At 62.2% G+C, this 25,782-nt stretch carries 18 protein-coding genes; 6 read left to right on the forward strand and 12 right to left on the reverse strand.

Translation table 11 applies throughout. From position 1 onward, the window contains the following. Positions 1 to 9 precede the first annotated feature (9 nt). From gltB to CAF77_RS10260, 9 genes are all read right to left on the reverse strand, one after another. Entirely contained in the window at positions 10 to 4,455 is a 4,446-nt protein-coding gene (gene gltB, locus CAF77_RS10215; RefSeq protein WP_085654411.1) for a glutamate synthase large subunit, read from the reverse strand. A gap of 350 nt (positions 4,456 to 4,805) precedes the next feature. Continuing rightward, the gene (locus tag CAF77_RS10225) at positions 4,806 to 6,413 is read right to left on the reverse strand and encodes an AAA family ATPase (protein WP_064382839.1); all 1,608 of its coding nucleotides are present in this window, start codon (positions 6,411 to 6,413) and stop codon (positions 4,806 to 4,808) included. A 10-nt stretch (positions 6,414 to 6,423) separates the two neighbouring features. Further along, positions 6,424 to 7,524 carry a 3-dehydroquinate synthase gene (gene aroB / locus CAF77_RS10230; protein ID WP_011332082.1) on the reverse strand — a complete coding sequence of 367 codons (1,101 nt, stop codon included), beginning with the start codon at positions 7,522 to 7,524 and terminating at the stop codon, positions 6,424 to 6,426. Positions 7,525 to 7,676: 152 nt separating this feature from the next. Further along, positions 7,677 to 8,195, reverse strand: coding sequence for a shikimate kinase AroK (gene aroK / locus CAF77_RS10235; protein WP_011332081.1), 519 nt, complete (start codon positions 8,193 to 8,195; stop codon positions 7,677 to 7,679). 4 nt (positions 8,196 to 8,199) lie between these two features. Continuing rightward, complete coding sequence (gene pilQ / locus CAF77_RS10240) at positions 8,200 to 10,278, reverse strand: type IV pilus secretin PilQ (RefSeq protein WP_085654412.1); 2,079 nt, start codon at positions 10,276 to 10,278, stop codon at positions 8,200 to 8,202. Positions 10,279 to 10,292: 14 nt separating this feature from the next. Next, positions 10,293 to 10,817, reverse strand: a complete 525-nt coding sequence (locus CAF77_RS10245) for a pilus assembly protein PilP (protein WP_007952383.1) — start codon at positions 10,815 to 10,817, stop codon at positions 10,293 to 10,295. Continuing rightward, the gene (gene pilO / locus CAF77_RS10250; protein ID WP_085654413.1) at positions 10,814 to 11,437 is read right to left on the reverse strand and encodes a type 4a pilus biogenesis protein PilO; all 624 of its coding nucleotides are present in this window, start codon (positions 11,435 to 11,437) and stop codon (positions 10,814 to 10,816) included. Before pilO ends, CAF77_RS10245 begins: the two co-directional genes overlap by 4 nt. Next, the gene (locus CAF77_RS10255) at positions 11,434 to 12,000 is read right to left on the reverse strand and encodes a PilN domain-containing protein (protein ID WP_085654414.1); all 567 of its coding nucleotides are present in this window, start codon (positions 11,998 to 12,000) and stop codon (positions 11,434 to 11,436) included. Before CAF77_RS10255 ends, pilO begins: the two co-directional genes overlap by 4 nt. After that, entirely contained in the window at positions 12,000 to 13,064 is a 1,065-nt protein-coding gene (locus CAF77_RS10260; RefSeq protein WP_064382835.1) for a pilus assembly protein PilM, read from the reverse strand. The genes CAF77_RS10255 and CAF77_RS10260 overlap by 1 nt, the downstream gene beginning before the upstream one ends. A 217-nt stretch (positions 13,065 to 13,281) precedes the next feature. On the opposite strand from CAF77_RS10260, the gene CAF77_RS10265 reads away from it, so the two are divergent. Next, entirely contained in the window at positions 13,282 to 15,729 is a 2,448-nt protein-coding gene (locus CAF77_RS10265) for a penicillin-binding protein 1A (protein ID WP_064382834.1), read from the forward strand. A gap of 263 nt (positions 15,730 to 15,992) precedes the next feature. On the opposite strand, the gene CAF77_RS10270 is transcribed toward CAF77_RS10265, so the two are convergent. From CAF77_RS10270 to rpmE, 3 genes are all read right to left on the reverse strand, one after another. After that, positions 15,993 to 17,261 (reverse strand): malic enzyme-like NAD(P)-binding protein, encoded by a 1,269-nt coding sequence (locus CAF77_RS10270; RefSeq protein WP_007952395.1) that lies wholly within the window; start codon positions 17,259 to 17,261, stop codon positions 15,993 to 15,995. Between the two features lie 184 nt (positions 17,262 to 17,445). Then, positions 17,446 to 18,228 carry a thermonuclease family protein gene (locus CAF77_RS10275; RefSeq protein ID WP_085654415.1) on the reverse strand — a complete coding sequence of 261 codons (783 nt, stop codon included), beginning with the start codon at positions 18,226 to 18,228 and terminating at the stop codon, positions 17,446 to 17,448. Between the two features lie 41 nt (positions 18,229 to 18,269). Beyond that, positions 18,270 to 18,488, reverse strand: a complete 219-nt coding sequence (rpmE, locus tag CAF77_RS10280; protein WP_007952398.1) for a 50S ribosomal protein L31 — start codon at positions 18,486 to 18,488, stop codon at positions 18,270 to 18,272. A gap of 180 nt (positions 18,489 to 18,668) precedes the next feature. Here rpmE and CAF77_RS10285 point away from each other — a divergent pair, with 180 nt between their 5' ends. The 5 genes from CAF77_RS10285 (at position 18,669) to hslU (ending at position 25,737) form a co-directional block, all read left to right on the forward strand. Continuing rightward, a complete protein-coding gene (locus tag CAF77_RS10285; RefSeq protein ID WP_085654416.1) occupies positions 18,669 to 20,888 on the forward strand; it encodes a primosomal protein N' in 2,220 nt (739 codons plus the stop codon). A gap of 212 nt (positions 20,889 to 21,100) precedes the next feature. Next, complete coding sequence (argS, locus tag CAF77_RS10290) at positions 21,101 to 22,837, forward strand: arginine--tRNA ligase (RefSeq protein WP_064382831.1); 1,737 nt, start codon at positions 21,101 to 21,103, stop codon at positions 22,835 to 22,837. A 1-nt stretch (position 22,838) separates the two neighbouring features. Then, positions 22,839 to 23,555 carry an SPOR domain-containing protein gene (locus CAF77_RS10295; RefSeq protein WP_039772438.1) on the forward strand — a complete coding sequence of 239 codons (717 nt, stop codon included), beginning with the start codon at positions 22,839 to 22,841 and terminating at the stop codon, positions 23,553 to 23,555. Positions 23,556 to 23,813: 258 nt separating this feature from the next. Further along, entirely contained in the window at positions 23,814 to 24,344 is a 531-nt protein-coding gene (hslV, locus tag CAF77_RS10305; protein ID WP_039772440.1) for an ATP-dependent protease subunit HslV, read from the forward strand. A 55-nt stretch (positions 24,345 to 24,399) separates the two neighbouring features. Further along, positions 24,400 to 25,737 carry an ATP-dependent protease ATPase subunit HslU gene (hslU, locus tag CAF77_RS10310; RefSeq protein ID WP_085654417.1) on the forward strand — a complete coding sequence of 446 codons (1,338 nt, stop codon included), beginning with the start codon at positions 24,400 to 24,402 and terminating at the stop codon, positions 25,735 to 25,737. Positions 25,738 to 25,782: the final 45 nt, after the last annotated feature.

Below are 25,782 nucleotides of genomic sequence, written 5' to 3' on the forward strand. Positions count from 1 at the left end.
AGGCGCATATCACTGCGGGTTGGCACGGGTGCTGGAAAGCAACGACTTCAGGTTGGCAGCCTTCGGCTTGACCAGCCAGAAACGGCGCAAGTAGTCATCGAGGTTCTCGGCGAGCTCACGACCCCACTCGCTGTCGGTTTCCGCGACGTACTCGTTCAGCACGTTCTGCAGGTGGCTGCGATAGGCTTCCATCGCTTCGCCGCTGATCCGCTGGATTTCCACCAGTTCGTGGTTGACCCGGTCAACGAAGGTGTTGTCCTGGTCGAGCACGTAGGCGAAACCGCCGGTCATGCCAGAGCCGAAGTTGTAACCGGTCTTGCCCAGTACGCAGACAAAACCACCGGTCATGTACTCACAGCAGTGATCGCCAGTGCCTTCCACAACCGTGTGGGCACCGGAGTTGCGCACGGCGAAACGCTCGCCTGCGGTGCCGGCGGCGAACAGCTTGCCGCCCGTGGCGCCGTACAGGCAGGTGTTGCCGATGATGGCGCTTTCCTGAGTCTTATAAACGCTGCCCTTCGGCGGCACGATGGTCAGCTTGCCACCGGTCATGCCTTTGCCGACGTAGTCGTTGGCGTCGCCTTCCAGGTACATGTTCAGACCGCCGGCGTTCCACACGCCGAAGCTCTGACCGGCAGTGCCCTTGAAGCGGAAGGTGATCGGCGCTTTCGCCATGCCCTGGTTGCCGTGCTTGCGCGCGATTTCGCCGGAGATCCGTGCGCCGATCGAACGGTCGCAGTTGCAGATATCCAGATCGAACTCGGCGCCGCTGAGATCGTTGATCGCCGACGTTGCCATCTCGACCATTTTCTCGGCCAGCAGGCCCTGGTCGAAGGGCGGGTTGCGCTCGACGCCGCAGAACTGAGGCTTGTCCGCCGGGATGTGATCGCTGCCCAGCAGCGGGGTCAGATCCAGGTGATGCTGCTTGGCAGTCTGCCCTTCGAGAATTTCCAGCAGATCGGTGCGGCCGATCAGCTCTTCGAGGGAACGCACGCCGAGCTTGGCCAGCCACTCACGGGTTTCTTCGGCGACGTAGGTGAAGAAGTTCACCACCATGTCGACGGTGCCGATGTAGTGATCCTTGCGCAGCTTCTCGTTCTGGGTCGCGACGCCGGTGGCGCAGTTGTTCAGGTGGCAGATGCGCAGGTATTTGCAGCCCAGCGCGATCATCGGCGCAGTACCGAAGCCGAAGCTTTCGGCGCCGAGGATGGCTGCCTTGATCACGTCGAGGCCGGTCTTCAGGCCGCCGTCGGTCTGGACCCGAACCTTGCCGCGCAGGTCGTTGCCGCGCAGGGTCTGGTGGGTTTCGGCCAGGCCGAGTTCCCACGGAGCGCCAGCGTATTTGATCGAGGTCAGAGGCGAAGCACCGGTGCCACCGTCGTAGCCGGAGATGGTGATCAAGTCCGCATAGGCCTTGGCCACACCGGCGGCGATGGTGCCGACGCCTGCTTCAGCCACGAGTTTCACCGAAACCAGCGCCTTCGGGTTGACCTGTTTCAGGTCGAAGATCAGCTGCGACAAGTCTTCGATCGAATAGATGTCGTGGTGCGGCGGTGGCGAAATCAGGGTCACGCCCGGCACTGCGTAACGCAGCTTGGCGATCAGCCCGTTCACTTTACCGCCCGGCAGTTGCCCGCCCTCGCCCGGCTTGGCGCCCTGGGCGACCTTGATCTGCAGCACTTCGGCGTTGACCAGGTATTCCGGGGTCACACCGAAACGGCCGGTCGCGACCTGTTTGATTTTCGAGCTCTTGATGGTGCCGTAGCGCGCCGGCTCTTCGCCGCCTTCGCCGGAGTTGGAACGCGCACCGAGGCGGTTCATGGCTTCGGCCAGGGCTTCGTGAGCTTCCGGCGACAAGGCGCCCAGCGAGATACCGGCGGAGTCGAAGCGCTTGAGCACCGACTCCAGCGGCTCGACTTCACTGATGTCCAGCGGCGTGTCGAGGGTCTTGACCTTGAACAGGTCGCGGATCATCGACACCGGACGGTTGTCCACCAGCGAGGTGTATTCCTTGAATTTGGCGTAGTCGCCCTGCTGCACGGCGGCTTGCAGGGTGTTGACCACGTCCGGGTTGTACGCGTGATATTCGCCACCGTGGACGAACTTCAGCAGACCGCCCTGCTGGATCGGCTTGCGCGGACTCCAGGCTTCGGTAGCCAGTGCTTTCTGCTCGGCTTCGATGTCGACGAAACGCGCACCCTTGATACGGCTCGGCACGCCCCGGAAGCTCAGCTCGCAGACTTCTTCGGACAGACCGATGGCTTCGAACAGCTGCGCACCGCGATACGACGCGATGGTCGAGATGCCCATCTTCGACAGGATCTTCAACAGACCTTTGGTGATGCCTTTGCGGTAGTTCTTGAATACCTCGTAGAGGTCGCCCAGCACTTCACCGGTTCGGATCAGGTCGCCCAGCACTTCGTACGCGAGGAACGGATAGACCGCCGAGGCGCCAAAGCCGATCAGCACGGCGAAGTGGTGCGGATCGCGGGCGGTGGCGGTTTCAACGAGGATGTTGGAGTCGCAGCGCAGGCCTTTTTCGGTCAGGCGGTGGTGCACCGCGCCGGTGGCCAACGAAGCGTGGATCGGCAGTTTGCCCGGAGCGATATGACGGTCGCTCAGAACGATCTGGGTACGACCGGCACGCACGGCTTCTTCAGCCTGATCGGCGACGTTGCGGATCGCCGCTTCGAGGCCGACGCTTTCGTCGTAGTTGAGGTCGATGATCTGCCGCTCGAAACCCGGGCGGTCGAGGTTCATCAGCGAGCGCCACTTGGCCGGGGAAATGACCGGCGAGCTGAGGATCACGCGCGAGGCGTGTTCCGGCGACTCCTGGAAGATGTTGCGCTCGGCACCGAGGCAGATTTCCAGCGACATCACGATCGCTTCACGCAGCGGGTCGATCGGCGGGTTGGTCACCTGCGCGAACTGCTGACGGAAATAGTCGTACGGCGTGCGCACGCGCTGGGACAGCACGGCCATCGGCGTGTCGTCGCCCATCGAGCCAACGGCTTCGTAGCCTTGTTCGCCAAGCGGACGCAGTACCTGATCGCGCTCTTCGAACGTGACCTGATACATCTTCATGTACTGCTTGAGCTGATCGACGTCGTAGAAAGCCGAACCGTGGTCGTTGTCTTCCATGGTCGCCTGGATGCGCAGGGCATTCTTGCGCAGCCATTGCTTGTACGGATGACGGGATTTGAGACGGTTGTCGATCGCGTCGGTGTCGAGGATCTGCCCGGTTTCGGTGTCCACGGCGAAGATCTGGCCCGGGCCGACACGGCCCTTGGCGAGCACGTCTTCAGGCTGGTAGTTCCAGACGCCGATTTCCGACGCGAGGGTGATGAAACCGTTCTTGGTGGTGACCCAGCGCGCCGGGCGCAGACCGTTACGGTCGAGCAGGCACACCGCGTAGCGACCGTCGGTCATTACCACGCCGGCCGGGCCGTCCCACGGCTCCATGTGCATCGAGTTGTACTCGTAGAACGCACGCAGATCCGGGTCCATGGTTTCGACGTTCTGCCACGCTGGCGGAATGATCATCCGCACGCCACGGAACAGGTCGATGCCGCCGGTGACCATCAGTTCGAGCATGTTGTCCATGCTCGAGGAGTCGGAACCGACACGGTTGACCAGCGGGCCGAGTTCTTCCAGATCCATCAGATCGTTGGTGAACTTGGTCCGACGGGCCTGCGCCCAGTTGCGGTTGCCGGTGATGGTGTTGATCTCGCCGTTATGGGCGAGGAAGCGGAATGGCTGGGCCAGCGGCCATTTCGGCAGGGTGTTGGTGGAGAAGCGCTGGTGGAACACGCAGATCGCGGTTTGCAGGCGCTGGTCACCCAGGTCCGGATAGAACGCGGCCAGGTCGGCCGGCATCATCAGGCCTTTATAGATGATGGTCTTGTGGGAAAAGCTGCAGATGTAGTGGTCGGTGTCGGCGGCGTTGGCCACGGACGAGCGACGACGGGCGCTGAACAGCTTGACCGCCATGTCCTGATCGCTCAGGCCTTCGCCGCCGATGTACACCTGCTCGATCTGCGGCAGGCGCTCAAGGGCCAGGCGGCCGAGGACGCTGGTATCGATCGGCACTTTGCGCCAGCCGATCAGTTGCAGGCCTTCGGCCAGGATCTCGCGGTTCATGTTCTCGCGAGCGGCTTCGGCCTTGGCCGGATCCTGATTGAAGAAGACCATGCCCACGGCATATTGCTTGGGCAGCTCGACGCTGAAGGTTTCCTGGGCAATGGCACGCAGGAACGCGTCGGGCTTTTGAATCAGCAGACCGCAACCGTCACCGGTCTTGCCGTCGGCATTAATCCCACCGCGGTGGGTCATGCAGGTCAGGGCCTCGATGGCCGTTTGCAAAAGGGTATGACTGGGCTCGCCCTGCATATGGGCTATCAGGCCGAAACCGCAGTTATCCTTGAATTCATCTGGTTGGTACAGACCTGCTTTCATAGACACTTTCTCACCAGGCTGCCTCTTACCGAGGCAAATTTCTTTTCAATTCAACCACTTGCTTGCCGCGCCGAACGTACGCCGGCTTTGCGGGGGCAAAAGGGTGGTCATTGTACACAGCGACACAGAGGCTCACAAATTTGACGACGAAATGTCGCAAATTCATGTCGCATTTGTGAAAGGTTTAAAGCGATCTGCTGTGCTAGTCAAAACTTTTTTAATTTTGACCGCAACGACTCAAAGACTACTGTGACGCAGACACTACAAGGCACGCGGTCTGTAGAGACGGCGCGCACTTGTAGAGATTTTGAGGTGCTTGGAGAGGCGGCCTGGGTAAGGCCGCCGAATCTTCAGCGAGTTGTTGCCAGTTCCTGTTGGACGCTGGCGACAGTGCGAGGCCAAGGTTTACCAGCCTGAACCTTCGCTGGCAAGGCCTTGATGGCAGAAACGGCTGCATCACGATTGGCGAAGTTGCCGTAGGTGATCACGTAGAGAGGCTTGCCGTTGAGGACTTTCTTGAAATAACGGTACTCGCCGCCCTGCTCCTTGACGAAGTTTTGCGCGGTCGCTTCGGAGCTGGTACCGAGGATCTGCACCACGTAGTTGCTGGTCGGCTGACCGGCGTACCAGCTGCCACCGGCAGCCTTGGCGACGGTGACCGGCTTCTCGGCAGGTTTCGCGGCGGCAACAGGCTTGGCAGGCGCCGGAGCCGGTTTGGCCGCTGGAGCTGCCGGAGCAGGCACAGGCTTGGCGGTAGCGACCTGGGTCGGCGCCGGGGTCGGCTTGGCCGCCGGGACTGGAACCGGAACCGGTGTCGGCGCAGGGCCGGCCTGAACGCCCGCAGGTGGCGCAGTGGTGGTCACGGTCGGTGGCGTGTTGCTGGAACCTTCGACCGGCACGCCGTCGTCGCCCTCAGTGATGCCCCCAGCGGCTTCAGCCAGCGGACCGCGCATTACCGGCTGCGAGTTGCCGACCAATGGCAGCGGCATCGGCTGGGTATTGCCGTTGAATTCGACGGACGGTGCGCCACCCGCTTGCGGCGCACCCTGGCCCAAGGGCAGTTGCGCCTGCTCGTTGGCCGGCGCACCGGTGGTCGGTGCCTTGTTGCGACCCGGCATCAGCCAGGCGGCAGCGACCGCGACCACAACGACGGCGGAAATCGCCAATACGTGTTTCTTCGGCATGTTGAACCCCATACTTGGACGCTTGACCGCAGAGCGGCTGGCAATCATGACTTCGATCAGAGCATCGCGAGCAACCTGGTTGATGTTGCCCGGCCAACCCTCGGAGCTTTCGTGAATATCAGAGATCTGATCCGCGGTGAAAAGTTCGACACCCCGGCCGGCGCCTTCAAGCCGCTGGTCGAGATACTCGCGGGTTTCTTCTTCGGTGTACGGCTGCAATTCGATGACGTGGAAGCGCTCTTCCTCAAGGTGCAAAGCCTCGAGCTGGGCGATCAGTGACGACTCACCGAACAGGAACACATGCGGACGGCCCTCCGGCGCGCCGGCACCCAGCGCCATCAGGGCTTCAAGCGCGGACTCGTCGAGCTGCTCGGCATCGTCCACCAGCAGATAGACTTCCTGCCCCGTCAGCGCCAGCTGCACGACCTGATCGAGGATCGCCCCGACTTCGGCCTGGGCCACGTCCAGCGCCTGGGCGATCTGGCGCAGCACACCGGCTGCATCGCCGGCGCCACGGGCGGAAACGACGACGCTCTGCACCGATTGCTTGTTGGTACTGGCAACCAGCGCCTGGCGCAGCAGGGTCTTGCCGCTGCCCTGCGGGCCAGTGACCACCAGCAGCAACTGACTGTAACGAGCCAAGTGATGCAGTTGACCCAACACCGGCTTGCGCTGGGCCGGGAAGAATTTGAAGCCCGGCACCCGCGGTGCGAAAGGGTCGTGACTTAACTGGAAATGGCCGAGGAACGCCTCGTCGGCATGCAAACTAGTCATCGGAATCTTATTAACCTTTAAGCTGAGCCAGAGCGCGGTAATCCGCTCCCAGCGTGGCCTGTAGAACCTCTTTCGGATAATCGTCGGTCACCACCGCTTCGCCCATCCGGCGCAGCAGCACCAGGCGCAAGCGACCGTCGATCACTTTTTTGTCAATTGCCATGTGTTCAAGAAAATCGGCTTCGGTCATCTCTTCCGGCGGGATTACCGGCAGACCGGCACGCTGGAACAGGCGGATGCCACGATCACGCTCCTGCTCGCTGATCCAGCCCAGGCGCGCGGACATTTCCAGCGCCATCACGGTGCCAGCGGCGACCGCTTCACCATGCAACCAGACACCATAGCCCATGTGGGTTTCGATAGCGTGACCAAAGGTGTGGCCGAGGTTGAGCGTGGCCCGTACGCCGGTTTCCTTCTCGTCGGCGCCGACCACCGCCGCCTTGGCGGCGCAGGAGCGTTCGATGGCATAGGTCAGGGCCGTTTGATCCAGCGCACGCAGGGCGTCGACGTTGTCTTCGAGCCAGGTCAGGAACGGCTCATCGCAGATCAGACCGTACTTGATGACCTCCGCCAGGCCAGCCGAGAGCTCACGCGCTGGCAGGGTCTTCAGGGACGCGGTATCGATCAGCACCACATTCGGCTGATAGAACGCGCCGACCATGTTCTTGCCCAGCGGATGGTTGATCCCGGTCTTGCCGCCCACCGAAGAATCGACCTGTGACAGCAGCGTGGTAGGAATCTGGATGAAATCGACGCCGCGCTGGTAGCAGGCGGCGGCGAAACCGGCCATGTCGCCGATCACACCGCCACCGAGGGCGATCACCGTGGTGCGGCGGTCATGACGGGCGGTCAGCAGGCCGTCGAAGATCAGTTGCAGGGTTTCCCAGTTCTTGAAGGCTTCGCCGTCGGGCAGCACCACGGAAACCACCGAAAACTGCGCCAGGCTGCGGGTCAGACGTTCGAGATAGAGCGGCGCAACGGTCTCGTTGGAGATGATTGCCACTTGCCGCCCATGGATATGCGGGGCCAGCAGCTCTGGCTGGTCCAGCAGTCCCTCGCCAATGTGAATCGGGTAGCTGCGCTCGCCTAGGTCGACCTTGAGTGTCTGCATGTGTCCCCACAGTGAAGATGGAAGCAGGCGTCCTGCCCTGAATTATTGGTTGTCTGCGGCCTATAGCGGGTATGACGCCGCTCGCTCGCCATCCGCCACAACCTCGGCGGGCTGTAACAGGACGCCGAGGATAGCGCATTTCGAGCGATGCTTTAACGGGGCGGAAGCTGCGCCAGACGGTCGAGAATATCGAGTACGACCATGCGTGGTGGCCGCTCGTCGGTTTCCACCACCAGATCGGCGATTTCCCGATAGAGCGGATCACGGATCGCCAGCAGATCGCGCAGGGTTTTCTCCGGATTGGCGGTGCGCAGCAACGGCCGGTTGCGGTCGCGAGAGGTGCGGCCGACTTGCTGTTCGACGGAGGCGTGCAGATACACCACCCGCCCGCCCTCGTGCAGGGCCTTGCGGTTGGCATCGCGCATCACCGCGCCGCCGCCGGTCGCCAGCACCACGCCGTCGAACGCGCACAGCTCGGCGATCATCGCCTGCTCACGGTCACGAAAGCCGGGCTCGCCTTCCTTGTCGAAGATCCACGGAATATTGGCGCCCGTACGCAGTTCAATTTCCTTGTCGGAATCCTTGAACGGCAGGCGCAGCTCTTTGGCCAGTAATCGGCCGATGGTGCTTTTTCCAGCCCCCATCGGTCCTACAAGAATCAAATTTCGCACAGAATCAACGACTCACAGCAATCGCCTGGTTATTCATGATACGCGGAGTGAGAAAGACCAGCAGCTCGGATTTTTTCTCCGAAACCACATCACGCCGGAAAAGGCGGCCAAGATACGGCACATCGCCAAGAAATGGCACCTTATCTACAACCTTGCTTTGAGTATTTGAGAAAACGCCCCCGATCACGATGGTCTCGCCGTCGTTCACCAGCACCTTGGCATTGACCTCGTTTTTCTTGATCGGCGGTACATCCTGCACTTTGTTCAGATAGTCCGGTTCGTCCTTGGTGACCTTGACCTCCATGATGATGCGGTTGTCCGGGGTGATCTGCGGCGTCACCTCCAGCGACAGCGACGCCTCCTTGAAGGACACCGACGTAGCGCCGCTGGAGCTGGCTTCCTGGTACGGAATCTCGGTGCCCTTGAGGATCTTCGCGGTTTCCTTGTCGGAGGTGACCACCTTGGGCTGCGAGACGATTTCGCCGTTGCCGGTCTTCTCCATCGCGGTCAGCTCAAGGTCGAGCAAGACGTTGTCGGTGATGAACGCGATGCCGATCCCGGACGTGTTGTTGACCGTGCCCATGTCGACGAACGGCGAGTTGGTGCTGGTGCTGCCCGGCGTGCCAATGGTGGTCGACGAACCGTTGCTGACCCCGGAAGTGTTCCAGTTGCCCTTGTTCTGAATCGAACCGCCCCAGCGCACGCCCAGGCTCTTGTCGTAATCGACGTTGGCCTCGACGATCCGCGCCTCGATCATCACCTGACGCACCGGAATATCCAGCTGCGCCACAATCCGCCGCAGTTCGTCGAGGCGATCCTGAGTCTGGTAGGCAATGATGTTGTTGGTCCGCTCATCGACGGTGATCGAACCCCGTTCGTCGACCTTCGCCTCGGCGCTGGTGACCGACTGGAACAGCTTGGCGATGTCCGCAGCCTTGGCGTAGTTCACTTGCAATAGCTCGCGGCGCAGCGGCGCCAGTTCGGCGATCTGTTTCTGCGATTCCAGTTCCTGCCGCTCACGCGCAGCGATTTCATCGGCCGGCGCCACCAGCAACACATTGCCGACCTTGCGCTTGTCCAGGCCTTTGGTCTTGAGCACCAGATCCAGCGCCTGATCCCACGGCACGTTTTGCAGGCGCAAGGTGATCCCGCCCTGCACCGTATCGCTGGCCACCAGATTGAGGTTGGTGAAGTCGGCGATCAGTTGCAGCACCGAACGCACATCGATGTCCTGGAAGTTGAGAGAGAGCTTTTCGCCGTTATAGCTGTTGCGGTCGGCGTTGCGCTTTTGCAGGTCATCGACGGTCAACGGCCGGATGCTGACGGTCAGCTTGTTGTCGGTCTGGTAAGTGGAATAGTCGAACGTACCGCTGGGTTCGACGGTGATCGTCGCCCGATCACCGCTGACACCGGCATTGACGAACTGCACCGGGGTGGCGAAATCCTTGACGTCGAGGCGCACCCGCAGCGGCTCGGGCAATTGGGTACGCGCGAAATTGAGGATGATCTTGCCGTCGTGTTCCTGAATGTCCGGGGCAATGGCCGGGTCGGACAGATCAATGACCACATTGCCCTCACCCGCCGTGCCACGCTGGAAATCCACGCCGCGAATGGCCCTGGCGGTCGGCGTATACGTGCGGACCGGCGCCGCCGCCGGTGCCGCACGCGGTGCACGAGCCGCCGTACGCGGAGCAGCGGTTTTGCTGCCCTGCCCGACCACCACAAACACCGTATTGCCTTCGACCCGGGTGTCGTAAGGCGCCAGTTGCGTCAGGCTGATGATCAGCCGCGTCCGGTTATTGGCCTCGACCACCGTGGCCGTGCGGGCATTGCCGCTGCCCAGGTCACGGGTCTTGCTCGCCAGCTGACTGGCGACACCCGGCAGATCGAGGGCGATCCGCGCCGGCGAATCGGTGGTGTAGCCTTTGGGCTGCGGAGGCGGGCCGTCGAACGACAGCTTCAACTCGACCCGGTCGCCCGGCAGTGCCGCGACGTCCAGCGCCTTCAGATTGGCTGCCTGTACCATCGGCGAAAGCAGCGCTATCCATAGCGAGAAACCGAGGGTGGAGAAAATCCTGTTCATTGTTCGACTTCCACTTATGAATGCTCTTTCAAAGGAATGGTGCGCGGCCGCTCAAGCCAGGCGCCCTGGCCATCCGGAACGATCTCCACCACTTCGACCTGTGAAGCGCTGATGGCGACGATGCGCCCGTCGTTGCGCCCCAGATAGTCGCCGACCTTGAGCCGATGGACGCCGCCCGCGCCTCGCAGCAGGGCGAAGGAACCGGAGGCGTTGGCAATCGTGCCGACCATTTCAAACTGCTCGATGTTGAAACCTTCAAGGTATTGCTTGACCCGGTTGGGATCGGGTTTCACGTCGCGCGAGCCGTGTTTCTGCCCGGCCAGATCGACCCGCAGCTGACGCGAAAACGGACTGCGCAGGTTGGCGGCGCTGTAGGTGAACGTCGGGTAGGAGCGGAAGGTTGGGGTCGGCTCGATCTTGCCCGGCGGACGCAGGCGCACTTCATTCATGTAGGCGTCGAGGTCACTGAAGTCATCGCCGCCACAGCCACCGAGCATCAATAACAATGCCGACAAGGCGATAAAACGGATCGGGCTCATTTCTGCAGCCCCTTGTCGTTGTAGCGGTAGGTCTTGGCGAGAATGCTCATGCGCAACTTCGGCCCGCCTTCGGGATTGGCCGGCGCCAGCTCGAAATCGTGCAGGGTGACGATCCGTGGCAGCCCGGCCACGCCGCTGACGAAGGTGGCAAGGTCGTGATAGGCCCCGGTCACGGTGATCTGGATGGGCAGCTCGATGTAGAACTGCTGGGTGACCTCCGGCAGCAGTTTGATCTCTTCGAATTCAAGACCGCTACCCAACCCGGTACGGGTGATGTCTTCCAGCAACCCTGGCACCTCGGTGTCACTGGGCAGTTGCCGCAACAGCACGCCGAACGAGTTTTCCATCTCCTTCATCTGTTGGGTGTATAGCTCCAGATTGGCCGCCATGTGCGCCTTGCTCGCGAATTGCTCCTTGAGGGTGACCTCCTCCTCACGCTTGAGCTCGAGCTGGCTCTCCAGGTCACTGATGAAAAAGTTATAGCCAAGCGCCAGGACCAGCACCATCAACAGCCCGCCAGCCAGAGTTTTGACCACTGGCGGCCAGGAACCGATGTTACTGGTGTCCAGGTCGTTGAAATCGACATTGCGCAGGCTGTCCAACCACTCGGACGGCTTCATTGGTCGCCCTCCTCGAGCCGGGGACGAGTCTGGCGAACGGTCAGCTGAAAGACGTTGGCCTGATCCACTTGTCCGGCAGTGGTGGCTTTCACTTCATTGAGGTTGGGCGCATCGAACCAGTCGGAGGCATCGAGGTTGCGCATCAGGTCGGACACCCGATTGTTGGACTCCGCCGCGCCGCTGATCGAAAGGGTCTTGCCGACCATTTTCACGTCAGTGAAATACACCCCATCGGGCAAGGTGCGCGCCAGCTGATCGAAGATCCGCCCGCTGATCTGCCGGTTGCCCTGCAAGTCCTGGATGATGCGCATGCGCTCCACCAGTTGCTGGCGATGGGCCTTGAGCTCGCTGATCTGTTTGATCCGCTCGTCGACCACGGCGATCTGCTTGCCGATGTAGTCATTGCGCACGACCTGCCGGGCGATGGCGGCGCTGATGATCTGATCGGCAATGAGCACCGCCCCCACCGAACCGACCACCACACCGGTCAAGACCAGCAGGAAGCGTTTGCGCCGTTCTTCGCGACGCTCCTCGCGCCAGGGTAAAAGGTTGATCCGCGCCATCAATCGAAACTCCTGAGCGCGAGCCCGCAGGCAATCATCAGGGCCGGCGCATCGCTCGCCAGGGCCCCGGCGTTGACCTTGCTGCTCAAGGCCATGTCGGAAAACGGGTTGGCAACCTGGGTCGGGGTGTTCAGGCGCTCTTCGATCAGCCGGTCGAGGCCGGGCACCGACGCCGTGCCACCGGCCAGCAGAATGTGGTCGACAGCGTTGTACTGGCCGGAGGCGAAAAAGAACTGCAGGGAGCGCGACACCTGCTGCACCAGCGCCTCGCGAAATGGCTGCAGCACCTCACTGACGTAGTCGTCCGGCAGGCCGCCCTGCTTCTTGGCGAGCCCCGCCTGCTCAAGGGTCAGGCCGTAACGGCGCTGGATTTCCTCGGTCAGCTGTCGACCGCCGAACAGTTGTTCGCGGGTGTAGATGATCCGGCCGTTGTGCAGGACGCTGAGGGTGGTCATGGTGGCGCCGATGTCGACCACGGCCACCGTCAGGCGCTCCTGGGAAGCCGCCAGTTGCTTGGCCAGCAGGCCGAACGAGCGCTCCAGCGCATACGCCTCTACATCTACCACCCGCGCGGTCAGCCCGGCGAGAGCGAGCGCCGCTTCGCGGACTTCGACGTTTTCCTTGCGACAGGCGGCCAGCAGCACGTTGACCCGTTCGGGGTTGCGCGGCGAAACGCCCTGGACTTCGAAGTCGATGGCGACCTCGTCCAGCGGATAGGGAATGTATTGATCGGCTTCGATCTTGAGCTGGTTTTCCAGCTCGTCGTCGGACAGCCCGGCGTCCATCTCGATGACCTTGGTGATCACCGCCGAGCCCGCCACGGCCACCGCCACGGTTTTCAGCCCGGTGCGCGCCTTGACCAGCACCCGGGACAGTGCCTGGCCGACGCCCTCGAGTTCGGCGATGTTCTTTTCGACCACGGCGTTCGCCGGCAACGGCTCCACCGCATACGCCTCGACCCGGTAGCGCTCCCCCTGACGGCTCAGCTCCAGCAGCTTCACCGACGTGGAGCTGATATCGATCCCCAGTAACGTATTGGCCTTTTTATTGAAGAGTCCTAGCACTACCAATTCCCTATGACTTTCCGTGAGTTACGGACTCTGTAATGCGCATTGCGTTCCCTCGCCCCGTCTTGACAGAAGCGCAAATGACGCCCCCAGCGGAAAAGTGCTTATAATGCCCAGCGTTTTTTTCCGCTTTTTACTGCCGGCGCGGGTCGTTCTGTGTGTTAACCGGGACCCTGTCGCCCAATTCATTCTTTGCCGTGGATGTCCAAAAGCCTTGATTCGTCTGCTGAAATTTTTCGGTTGGTCCATCGTCGCCGTTTTCTGCGGACTGCTTTTAGGTCTCAGCGGCGCGTTTCTTTACCTTAGTCCGGGTTTGCCATCTGTGGAGGCGCTGAGAAGCATTCAGTTGCAGATTCCGCTCCGGGTCTACAGCAGCGACAACAAGTTGATCGCAGAATTTGGCGAAATGCGCCGCACACCGATCCGTTTCGCCGACATTCCCCCCAATTTCATCAATGCGTTACTAAGTGCTGAAGACGACAACTTCGCCAACCACTACGGCGTTGATCCGAGCAGCCTGATGCGTGCCGCGACCCAACTGGTCAAGAGCGGGCACATCCAGTCCGGCGGCAGCACCATCACCATGCAGGTGGCGAAGAACTTCTTCCTGACCAGCGAACGCAGCTTCTCGCGCAAGACCACGGAAATCCTGCTGGCCCTGCAGATCGAGCGGCAATTGACCAAGGACGAGATCCTTGAGCTGTACGTGAACAAGATCTACCTGGGCAACCGCGCCTACGGCATCGAGGCGGCGGCACAGGTGTATTACGGCAAGTCGATCCGCGAAGTCAGCCTGGCGCAGATGGCGATGATCGCCGGCCTGCCGAAAGCCCCGTCGCGCTTCAACCCGTTGGCCAACCCGGCGCGCAGCAAGGAGCGTCGTGACTGGATCCTCGGCCGCATGTACAAACTCGGCAAAATCACCGAAGCCGACTACACCGCCGCGATCAACGAACCGCTGAACGCCAGCTATCACGTGCCGACACCGGAAGTGAACGCGCCGTACATCGCCGAGATGGCCCGTGCCGAAATGGTCGGCCGCTACGGCAGCGACGCCTATACCGAAGGTTTCCGCGTTACCACCACGGTGCCGAGCAACCTCCAGGAAATGGCCAACACCGCGCTGCACGAAGGCCTGATGACCTACGACCAGCGTCACGGCTACCGTGGTCCTGAATCGCGCCTGCCGGGCAAGACCCGCGAAGCCTGGGCCACCGAACTGACCAAGCAACGCACCATCAGCAGCCTCGAACCGGCCATCGTCACCCAGGTCGACAAGAACGGCCTGCAAGTGCTGACCCGCACCGGCGAAGAGCACGTGGCATGGGACACCATGAAATGGGCACGCCCGTTCCTCAACACCAACAGCATGGGTGCCGCGCCGCGTCAGCCGTCGGATGTGGCACAGATCGGCGACCTGATTCGCGTGCAGCGCCAGCCGAACAATTCGCTGAAGTTCAGCCAGATTCCGCAGGCCCAGGGCGCGCTGGTGTCGCTGGACCCGCAGAACGGCGCGATCCGTTCGCTGGTCGGCGGTTTCGCCTTCGAACAAAGCAACTACAACCGCGCGATGCAGGCCAAGCGTCAGCCGGGCTCGAGCTTCAAGCCGTTCGTCTACAGCGCCGCGCTGGATAACGGCTACACCGCCGCCAGCCTGGTCAACGACGCACCGATCGTGTTCGTCGACGAGTACCTGGACAAGGTCTGGCGTCCGAAGAACGACACCAACACGTTCCTCGGCCCGATCCGCCTGCGTGAGGCGCTGTACAAGTCGCGCAACCTGGTGTCGATCCGCCTGTTGCAGGCGATGGGCGTAGGCAAGACCATCGACTACATCACCCGCTTCGGCTTCAACAAGCAGGACCTGCCGCCAAACCTGTCGCTGGCGCTGGGCACCGCGACCCTGACGCCGATGGAAATTGCCACCGGCTGGAGCACCTTTGCCAACGGCGGCTACAAGATCACCCCGTACATCATCGACAAGATCGAAAGCCGCAATGGCGATACGCTGTTCGTCGCCAACCCGCCGACCGTACCGCAGGGCGCCGCAGCTACCGACGGCATTGCCGCACCCGCCACCCAGGCGTTCACGGTCAATGCAGCGCCGGTTCCGGGTGAAGCGCCGGGCAACGCTGCCGTGCCCCAAGCACCAGCCGTCGCCGAGCGCATCGTCGATGGCCGTACCACCTACATCCTCAACAGCATGCTGCAGGACGTGATCAAGCTTGGCACCGGCCGGCGCGCACTGGCTCTGGGCCGCAGCGACATCGCCGGCAAGACCGGTACCACCAACGAATCCAAGGATGCGTGGTTCTCCGGCTACAACGCCGACTACGTGACCACCGTGTGGACCGGTTTCGACCAGCCGGAAAGCCTCGGTCGCCGGGAATTCGGCGGCACCGTGGCACTGCCGATCTGGATGAACTACATGGCCGCCGCGCTCAAGGACAAGCCACCGCATGTCCAGCCGGAGCCGGAAGGCATCCTCAGCCTGCGGGTGGACCCGGTCAGCGGTCGCGCGGCATCGCCGAGCACACCGGGTGCGTACTTCGAGCTGTTCAAGGCTGAGGACACGCCGCCGTCGGTCAACGAGATCGGCAATGGCGCCGTACCGGGCAGTCCGCTGCCGGCGGATGAACAGGCGCCGATCGATTTGTTCTGATCCTGATCCGCCAAAAAGCCCCGCCTTCGATTGAAGTGCGGGGCTTTTTATTGCCTGTTCATTTTGTGTTGTCTGAGCCGGCCTCTTCGCGGGCAAGCCCGCTCCCACAGTAACCGGGTGTGCGCTCCATTTGTGAACGCCACAAAACCCTGTGGGAGCGGGCTTGCCCGCGAAGAGGCCCTAAAGATCACCCCAAAATCAACAGGCACAAAAAAGCCCCGACTCTCACGAACCGGGGCTTTCGGCTGAAGCGCTACAACGGCTTAGCCGTTGAACACGTCATCCACGCTTTTCAGCGGGTAGTTCTTCGGATATGGCAGGGTCGCCACACCAGTCTCGATCGCGGCCTTGGCCACGGCGTCGGAGATCACGGTGATCAGGCGCTTGTCCATTGGCTTCGGAATGATGTACTCACGACCGAATTCCAGGGAGATACCGCCGTAGGCGTCGCACACTTCCTGAGGAACCGGCAGCTTGGCCAGTTCGCGCAGGGCGTTGGCGGCAGCGATCTTCATTTCTTCGTTGATGCGCTTGGCGCGAACGTCCAGGGCACCACGGAAGATGAACGGGAAGCCCAGTACGTTGTTGACCTGGTTCGGGTAGTCCGAACGGCCGGTGGCCATGATCACATCGTTACGGGTGGCATGAGCCAGTTCCGGGGAGATTTCCGGATCCGGGTTGGAGCAGGCGAAGACGATCGGGTTGGCCGCCATGCGCTTGAGTTGCTCGGCGCTCAGCAGGTTTGGACCCGACAGGCCGACGAATACGTCAGCACCTTCGATGGCGTCGTCCAGGGTGCGTTTCTCGGTAGGGTGAGCGAACACAGCCTTGTACTGGTTCAGGTCGTCACGGCCAGCGTGGATAACGCCGGTACGGTCAACCATGAAGATGTTTTCGACCTTGGCGCCCATGCTCACCAGCAATTTCATGCAGGAGATGGCGGCGGCGCCAGCGCCCAGGCAGACGATCTTGGCGTCGGCCAGGGTTTTGCCAGCGATTTCCAGGGCGTTGATCATGCCCGCAGCGGTCACGATCGCGGTGCCGTGCTGGTCATCGTGGAAGACCGGAATGTCGCACTGCTCGATCAGCGCGCGTTCGATTTCAAAGCACTCAGGCGCCTTGATGTCTTCCAGGTTGATGCCGCCGAAGGTGATGGAAATGCGTTTTACGGTGTCGATGAAGGCTTGCGGGCTTTCGGAGTCGACTTCGATGTCGAAGACGTCAATGCCGGCGAAGCGCTTGAACAGCACGCCTTTACCTTCCATCACTGGCTTGGAAGCCAGTGGGCCGAGGTTACCCAGGCCCAGAATCGCGGTGCCATCGGAAATGACTGCAACCAGGTTGCCCTTGCCGGTGTACTTGTAGGCCAGTTCAGGATCGCGGGCGATCTCGCGCACTGGTTCAGCTACGCCGGGGCTGTAGGCCAGCGACAGGTCGCGGGCGGTAGCAGTGGCCTTGGTGAGCTCGACACTCAGCTTTCCTGGACGAGGATTGGCATGATATTCGAGAGCGGCAGTTTTCAGATCAGACATTTTGGCATTCCGCTTTTTACTGTTGGACAGACTGGTCAGCGAGGATACGCGCCTCGCAAAGTCCCCACAAGACTGCCCGGTCACCCCTGTCAAGCGCCCTGCCCTAAGACTTTGGGCCAAGAGCCACGGCGCACAAGGGTTAGACTGTTCACAATCGACAGAAAAAATGTCTACAACTTTTTATTCAACGGGACGGCTGGAGCATCGAAGGATCGGTCAGCGGCAACAGCCAGCGCGCCTGACCTGATTTCAGTCCACCGCGCCGGGAACGGTCGACCACCCAGCCACGGGCCTCGATCTGCTTGCCCTTCAACGCCTGCAGAGAGGCTGCGTCGAAGCGATCAAGCAGATTGGGTGCAACACGCAGTACAAGCTTGTCCTGCAACTCGATCCAGATTCCGCCGCGATTGCGTTGAACCTTGCTCACACGACCGCTGACCAGCGCGAAACCCGAGCGCTCGATCTGCTCCGCTTTCAGTACAGGTGAGCGCTTCCACAGGCCGAGCCCGGCCTGCCGCGCGCGGCGTTCGGCAGCTTGCTGGCAATCGACCAGATCGACATTCGGCGCCACCGCGACCTGGAAACCGAGGCCATCGGCGAGCATCTGCGCTTCGAGATTCTCACCCCTGGCGCTGAAAACATGGGCCAGGGTGCGGCCGTAACGGTCCTTGGACTCGGCGCCGAGTCGCAGGCCGACCCGCCCGCCGCTCTCGGCGACCAGGGCTTCGAGGCGCTTGCGCGCAGCCACCGCAAGCGGCTCGTCGCTACGACCCTGCTTGCCGAGTTCGGGCGTATTGAGGCCGATCATCCGCACATTGCGCCCGTCGCTCAGACGCAGGGTGTCGCCGTCGACCACGCGCTGCACCGTGGCGCTGTCCAGCCCGGTCGGCGCCGGGCACAAGGCCTGGGCGGCGGAGAGCCAAATCGCGGACACAAAAAAGGCGCCCGCAAGGGACGCCTTTTTCATCAGACCGGAAAAGCCGCTGAGGTTTTCCAGAATGAAGGGCCTTAGGCCTTTTTCGCGCCGAAAGCACCGAAACGGTCGGCGAACTTCTGAACGCGACCACCGGTGTCCAGAGTCTTCTGCTTACCGGTGTAGAACGGGTGGCACTCGTTGCAAACGTCGATCGCCAGGGCTTTGCCAAAGGTCGAACGGGTTTCGAACTTGTTGCCGCAGCTGCAAGTTACTGCAACTTCTGGGTAATTCGGGTGGATATCGGCTTTCATGGTGTTTTCCTCAGCTGGCGTGCCGCCATCCAACACGATTGTTGAATACCGCACGTAATTAGGCCGCGGATTCTACCAGACAATCCCGATCACGCAAGCTGTCACTGAGACCGACCGTCTGCTAGGCTCCCGTCCCAAACCTCATCCCTGCTGCTTGTTAGCTTCTAATCGAGATCCCGCGTGCCCGACGCCATTCTGCGCCTCGCCCTGCCTTCGCCCCTGCGCCGCCTGTTCGACTATCGGGCCCCGGCCGGCGTGCTGCGTTCGCAGTTGCAACCGGGCATGCGCCTGCGGGTGCCGTTCGGCCGACGGGAGATGATCGGGATTCTGGTGGAGGTCAATGACACCAGTGAAGTGCCAGTGGAGAAGCTCAAACCGGCACTGGCGCTGCTCGACGCCACCGCTCCGCTACCGCCGGCGCTGTTCAAGCTGTGCCTGTGGACGGCGCAGTATTATCAGCACAGCCTCGGCGACACCCTGAGCTGGGCGCTGCCGGTGCTGCTGCGCCAGGGCGAACTGGCCGAGGTTCGGCAGGAACGCTTCTGGTCCGCCGCTCCCGGCGCCAGCCTCGATGACCCGCGCATCGCCCGCGCCCCGCGCCAGCGTGAAGCCCTGGCGACTTTGGCCCAGCACCCTCACGGCGTGGCCCATCAGTTGCTGAGCAAATTGATGCTGAGCAAAGACAGCCTCGATCTGCTGTTGGCCAAGGATCTGGTGCAGGTCGAAGTGCGCCGCCACGCCCCCGGCGCACGCCATGAACACTGGCGGGCCCAGCCCGAGCTGCCGCTCAACAGCGAACAGCGCGCCGCGTACGAGGCGATTCGCGCCGGGTTCGACAGTTATCACGCGTTCCTGCTGGCCGGGGTCACCGGCAGCGGCAAGACCGAAGTCTATTTGCAGCTGATCCGCGAAACCCTTGAGGCCGGCAAACAGGCGCTGGTGCTGATCCCGGAGATCAACCTCGGCCCGCAGACCCTCGCCCGCTTCGAGCAACGCTTCAACGCCCGCATCGCCTTGCTGCACTCGGCGGTCAACGACCGTGATCGTCTGGACGCGTGGCTCGCCGCCCGTGACGGCGAGGCCGACATTATTATTGGCACCCGCTCGGCGCTGTTCACCCCGATGAAGAATCCGGGTCTGATCATCATCGACGAAGAACACGACGGCTCCTATAAACAGCAGGAAGGCCTGCGCTACCACGCGCGGGATCTGGCGCTGGTGCGGGCGCGGCAGGAAAACATCCCGATCGTGCTCGGCTCGGCGACGCCATCGCTGGAAAGCCTGCACAACGCCTACACCGGCCGCTACGGACTCCTACGCCTGAACGAGCGGGCCGGTGGCGCCAAGCAGCCACGCTTCCTGCGCTTGGATGTGAAAAGCCGTCCACTGGACAGCGGCATTTCCGGTCCGATGCAGCAAGCCATCGGCCAGACCCTCGCCGCCGGCCAGCAGGTATTGGTGTTCCTCAACCGTCGCGGCTTTGCCCCGACTCTGCTGTGCCATGACTGCGGCTGGATGTCCGAATGCCAGCGCTGCGATGCGCGGATGACCGTGCACCAGCGCTACGGCGAGTTGCGCTGCCACCACTGCGGTTACGTGGAGCGCGTGCCGCGCCAATGCCCGAAGTGCAACAAGGTCGATCTGCGCCCCGTGGGCGCCGGCACCGAGCGGGCCGAGGAACGGCTGGCGATTCTGTTCCCGGACTATCCGGTGTTGCGCGTCGACCGGGACAGCACGTCGCGCAAGGACGCGATGAACCAGTTGTTCACCACGATCCAGAAAGGTCAGCCGTGCATTCTGGTCGGCACCCAGATGTTGGCCAAGGGGCACCATTTCCCTCGGGTGACGCTGGTGTCGATCCTCGATGCCGACGGCGGTCTGTTCTCCGGCGACTTCCGCGCCAGCGAGCGCATGGCGCAGCTGATCGTGCAGGTTGCCGGGCGCGCCGGGCGTGCGGAGGAACCGGGCAAGGTGATCATCCAGACCCACCTCGCCGACCATCCTTTGTTGGTGCAACTGACCGAGCAGGGTTACTTCGCCTTCGCCGAACAGGCCCTGAGCGAACGCCGCGCCGCCGGCCTGCCGCCGTTCGCGCATCTGGCGCTGTTGCGCGCCGAAGCGCACAAGCCGGGGCAGGCCGAAGGCTTTCTTGATGAAGCCTGCAGCGAGGCCGAGCGCTTGCTGGCCGAACAGAGCCTGACCGGCATTGAACTGCTGGGACCCGTGCCGGCGCCGATGGAACGCCGGGCCGGGCGTTTCCGCGCGCAGCTTCTGTTACAGGCCACGGCCCGGGCGCCGCTACACCGACTGCTGGCGAGCTGGCTGCTGGTGCTGGAGCAGATGCCAAGCGGCCGGGCGGTGCGCTGGTCGCTGGATGTCGACCCCGTCGACTTGTATTGATTGATCGATCGCTATCGCTGGCAAGCCAGCTCCCACAGGCGAATTGTGTCGCTCTTGTGGGGGCTGGCTTGCCAGCGATGGCTGACGAATTGTCACCACACATCCACATCCTGCCTGCTAAGGTTGGCAAGCCCGTCTTCGCAACGGATAATGCCCAGTTTTTCCACCCGCGCATCGATGCGCCGCCGCGCTTGCGGTCGAAAGAGAAGACCATGAAAGACACCATTCGCCAGCTGATCCAACAAGCCCTCACCCAACTCGTCAACGAAGGTGTGTTGCCTGAAGGCCTGACGCCGGCGATCCAGGTGGAAAACGCCCGGGACAAGACCCACGGCGACTTCGCCAGCAACATCGCGATGATGCTGGCCAAGCCTGCGGGCATGAAGCCACGCGACCTGGCGGAAAAAATCATCGCCGCCCTGCCGGCTGACGAGAACGTCACCAAGGCCGAAATCGCCGGTCCTGGCTTCATCAATTTCTTCCAGAACACCCAGGCGCTGGCCTCGCGCCTCGACGCGGCTCTGGCCGACGCTCACGTCGGCGTGCGCAAGGCCGGCCCGGCACAACGCACCGTGGTCGACCTGTCGGCACCGAACCTGGCCAAAGAGATGCACGTCGGCCACCTGCGCTCGACCATCATTGGCGACGGTGTGGCGCGGGTACTCGAATTCCTCGGCGACACCGTGATCCGTCAGAACCACGTTGGCGACTGGGGCACCCAGTTCGGCATGTTGATGGCGTACCTGCAGGAAAACCCGATCACCAGCGACGAGCTGTCGGACCTGGAAAACTTCTACCGCGCCGCCAAGCAACGCTTCGACGAATCCCCGGAATTCGCCGACCGCGCCCGTGGTCTGGTGGTCAAGTTGCAGGCCGGCGACGCTGAATGCCTGGCGCTGTGGACCAAGTTCAAGGATATCTCGCTGTCGCACTGCCAGAAGATCTATGAACTGCTCAACGTCAAACTGACCATGGCCGACGTGATGGGCGAAAGCGCCTACAACGACGACCTGATCAACGTGGTCAACGACCTGAAAGCCGCCGGCATGCTGGTCGAGAGTAACGGCGCCCAGTGCGTGTTCCTCGACGAATTCAAGAACGCCGAAGGCGAGCCGCTGCCGGTGATCATCGTCAAGGCCGACGGCGGCTACCTGTACGCCACCACCGACCTGGCGGCCGTGCGTTATCGCAGCGGCAAGCTGAAGGCCGACCGTGCGCTGTACTTCGTCGACCAGCGTCAGGCCCTGCACTTCCAGCAAGTGTTCGCCGTGGCGCGCAAGGCCGGTTTCGTGACCCATCCGATGGAAATGGAGCACATGGGCTTCGGCACCATGAACGGCGCCGACGGCCGTCCGTTCAAGACCCGTGACGGCGGCACCGTGAAGCTGATCGACCTGCTGACCGAAGCGCAGGAACGCGCCTACAGCCTGGTGAAGGAAAAGAACCCGACACTGGCCGAAGACGAACTGCGCGCGATCGCCAAAGTGGTCGGCATCGGCGCGGTGAAATACGCCGACCTGTCGAAACACCGCACCAGCGACTACAGCTTCAACTTCGACCAGATGCTGAACCTCGAAGGCAACACCGCCCCGTACCTGCTGTACGCCTACACCCGCGTGGCCGGTGTGTTCCGCAAGCTTGAAAAGGAATACAGCGAAGTCGATGGCCAGATCGTCCTCGAAGCGCCCCAGGAACACGATCTGGCAGCCAAACTGGCGCAGTTCGGTGAAGTGCTGAACAACGTTGCGGAAAAGGGCACGCCACACACCCTGTGCACCTACCTGTACGAGGTGGCCGGCCTGTTCTCCAGCTTCTACGAGAACTGCCCGATCCTCACCGCCGACACCCCGGCACAAATGCAAAGCCGTCTGCGCCTTGCCGCGCTGACCGGCCGTACCCTCAAGCAAGGCCTGGAACTGCTCGGCCTGGAAACCCTGGAGCGCATGTAAGTTGGCTGCCAAGAAAAAACCTGCACCCAAGCGTGGCGCCAGCCGTTACCAAGCTCCAGCAAAGCAGCCGATTCCGGGTTGGCTGTGGATGGCCATCGGCCTGACGGTCGGCGCGTTCATCGTGTTTCTGATGAAACTGGAGCCGGGCAAGGGCAGCGACACGGTCAAGCGCGAGAAGGTCGAGCAACAGCAACAACAGAAAGCCAGCAAGATCGCCGAGGCCAACAAGACCCCGCCGAGCCCGACGCAACCGGTGAAGCCGAAGTACGACTTCTACACCCTGCTGCCGGAATCGGAAGTGATCGTGCCGCCGGACGCGGTGCCGGAGAAAACCCTGCCGACGCCACAAGTGCCGGCAATCCCGACCACGCCGGTGACCCCGGCGGAAGCGGCGAAGATCGACACCGCACGGGCACAGGCTGCACTGGCCGGGATCACCCCACCGCCAGCGCCACCAGTGACGAAGGCTGCACCGGTGACCAAGTTCTTCCTGCAAGCCGGCTCGTTCCGCAAAGAGACGGATGCCGACAAGGTCCGCGCGCAGATCATTCTGCTCGGTCAGGCGGTCGCGGTTGAGTCCGGGACGGTCAAGGATGAAACCTGGTATCGCGTACTGGTCGGCCCGTTCAGCAACCGCGAACAACTGACCACCGCCCAGAAACAACTGGCGGGCGCCGGCTTCAGCAACCTGTTGTTACAACAACGCCAGAGCCGCTAACAACTTCCCACTGATCGTTCCCACGCTCCGCGTGGGAATGCAGCCCGGGACGCTCCGCGTCCCTTGCCGCGGGGACGCGGAGCGTCCATTGAGGCATTCCCACGCGGAGCGTGGGAACGATCATGTCGTTCTGCGTGGGACCGATCATGTACAAAGCACCGCTCGTCCCCTCTCCCGCCCCGCAGTTGAAATCCTCTCCACCACCCCCATATGAATGGGCATAAGGCATTTTCGCCCCGCAGTGTGGAGACTCTTCCCTTGACCACCATCGTTTCAGTCCGCCGCCACGGCAAAGTCGTCATGGGCGGCGACGGCCAGGTTTCTCTCGGCAACACCGTGATGAAAGGCAACGCGAAGAAAGTTCGCCGCCTGTACCACGGCGAAGTCATCGCCGGTTTCGCCGGTGCCACCGCCGACGCCTTCACCCTGTTCGAACGCTTCGAAGGCCAGCTTGAAAAACACCAGGGCCACCTGATCCGCGCCGCCGTCGAACTCGCCAAAGAATGGCGCACCGACCGCTCCCTGAGCCGCCTCGAAGCGATGCTCGCGGTCGCCAACAAGGACGCCTCGCTGATCATCACCGGCAACGGTGACGTGGTCGAACCCGAAGACGGCCTGATCGCCATGGGTTCCGGTGGCGCCTACGCGCAAGCCGCCGCCAGCGCTCTGCTGAAGAAGACCGACCTGTCGGCCCGCGAAATCGTCGAGACCGCTCTCGGCATCGCCGGCGACATCTGTGTATTCACCAACCACACCCAGACCATTGAGGAGCAGGATCTCGCTGAATGAGCCTGACGCGGCCCCTGTGCCACGGCTTGTTTCTGCTTGAGGACCGTCAATTATTATGTCCATGACTCCCCGCGAAATCGTCCACGAACTCAACCGCCACATCATCGGCCAGGACGATGCCAAACGCGCCGTCGCGATTGCCCTGCGCAACCGCTGGCGCCGCATGCAGTTGCCTGAAGAGCTGCGCGTTGAAGTGACCCCGAAGAACATCCTGATGATCGGCCCGACCGGTGTCGGTAAAACCGAGATCGCCCGTCGCCTGGCCAAACTGGCCAACGCGCCGTTCATCAAGGTCGAAGCGACCAAGTTCACCGAAGTCGGCTACGTCGGCCGTGACGTCGAATCGATCATCCGTGATCTGGCCGACGCCGCGATCAAGATGCTGCGCGAGCAGGAAATGACCCGCGTTCGCCACCGTGCCGAAGACGCCGCCGAGGACCGTATTCTCGACGCCCTGCTGCCGCCGGCACGCATGGGCTTCAGCAATGAAGAAGCGCCGACCCAGGATTCCAACACTCGCCAACTGTTCCGCAAGCGCCTGCGCGAAGGTCAGCTGGACGACAAGGAAATCGAGATCGAAGTCGCCGAAATGGCCGGCATCGAAATCGCCACGCCTCCGGGCATGGAAGAAATGACCAACCAGTTGCAGAACCTGTTCGCCAACATGGGCAAGGGCAAGAAGAAGGCCCGCAAGCTCAAGGTCAAGGAAGCGCTGAAACTGGTACGCGACGAAGAAGCCGGTCGCCTGGTCAACGAAGAAGAGTTGAAGGCCAAGGCCCTGGAAGCAGTCGAGCAGCACGGCATCGTGTTCATCGACGAGATCGACAAGGTCGCCAAGCGCGGCAATGTCGGCGGCGCTGACGTGTCCCGCGAAGGCGTGCAACGTGACCTGCTGCCGCTGATCGAAGGCTGCACCGTCAACACCAAGCTGGGCATGGTCAAGACCGACCACATCCTGTTCATCGCCTCCGGTGCGTTCCACCTGAGCAAGCCGAGCGATCTGGTGCCGGAACTGCAAGGTCGTCTGCCGATCCGCGTCGAACTCAAGGCCCTGAGCCCGCAGGACTTCGAACGCATCCTCAGCGAACCGCATGCCTCGCTCACCGAGCAATACTGCGCTTTGCTGAAAACCGAAGGCCTGAACATCCGGTTCCAGCCGGAAGGCATCAAGCGTCTGGCGGAAATCGCCTGGCAGGTCAACGAGAAGACCGAGAACATCGGTGCCCGTCGCCTGCACACGCTGCTCGAGCGTCTGCTGGAAGAGGTGTCGTTCAGTGCCGGCGATCTGGCCAGCGCCCATGACGACAAGGCGATCCAGATCGACGCCGAGTACGTCAACAGCCACCTGGGCGAATTGGCGCAGAACGAAGACCTGTCCCGTTATATCCTGTAAGCCATACTTACAGTGGTCGTGAAACTGTGGGAGCCATCGGCTCCC

It is taken from the genome of Pseudomonas sp. R15(2017) (assembly GCF_002112685.1).
Lineage (GTDB): Bacteria > Pseudomonadota > Gammaproteobacteria > Pseudomonadales > Pseudomonadaceae > Aquipseudomonas > Aquipseudomonas glycinae.

Coding starts and splice junctions, on each gene's coding strand:
- gltB (WP_085654411.1), bottom strand. CDS start 4,455: ATGAAAGCAGGTCTGTACCAACCAGATGAATTCAAGGATAACTGCGGT.
- CAF77_RS10225 (WP_064382839.1), bottom strand. CDS start 6,413: ATGACTAGTTTGCATGCCGACGAGGCGTTCCTCGGCCATTTCCAGTTA.
- aroB (WP_011332082.1), bottom strand. CDS start 7,524: ATGCAGACACTCAAGGTCGACCTAGGCGAGCGCAGCTACCCGATTCAC.
- pilQ (WP_085654412.1), bottom strand. CDS start 10,278: ATGAACAGGATTTTCTCCACCCTCGGTTTCTCGCTATGGATAGCGCTG.
- CAF77_RS10245 (WP_007952383.1), bottom strand. CDS start 10,817: ATGAGCCCGATCCGTTTTATCGCCTTGTCGGCATTGTTATTGATGCTC.
- pilO (WP_085654413.1), bottom strand. CDS start 11,437: ATGAAGCCGTCCGAGTGGTTGGACAGCCTGCGCAATGTCGATTTCAAC.
- CAF77_RS10255 (WP_085654414.1), bottom strand. CDS start 12,000: ATGGCGCGGATCAACCTTTTACCCTGGCGCGAGGAGCGTCGCGAAGAA.
- CAF77_RS10270 (WP_007952395.1), bottom strand. CDS start 17,261: ATGTCTGATCTGAAAACTGCCGCTCTCGAATATCATGCCAATCCTCGT.
- CAF77_RS10275 (WP_085654415.1), bottom strand. CDS start 18,228: ATGAAAAAGGCGTCCCTTGCGGGCGCCTTTTTTGTGTCCGCGATTTGG.
- rpmE (WP_007952398.1), bottom strand. CDS start 18,488: ATGAAAGCCGATATCCACCCGAATTACCCAGAAGTTGCAGTAACTTGC.
- argS (WP_064382831.1), top strand. CDS start 21,101: ATGAAAGACACCATTCGCCAGCTGATCCAACAAGCCCTCACCCAACTC.
- hslU (WP_085654417.1), top strand. CDS start 24,400: ATGTCCATGACTCCCCGCGAAATCGTCCACGAACTCAACCGCCACATC.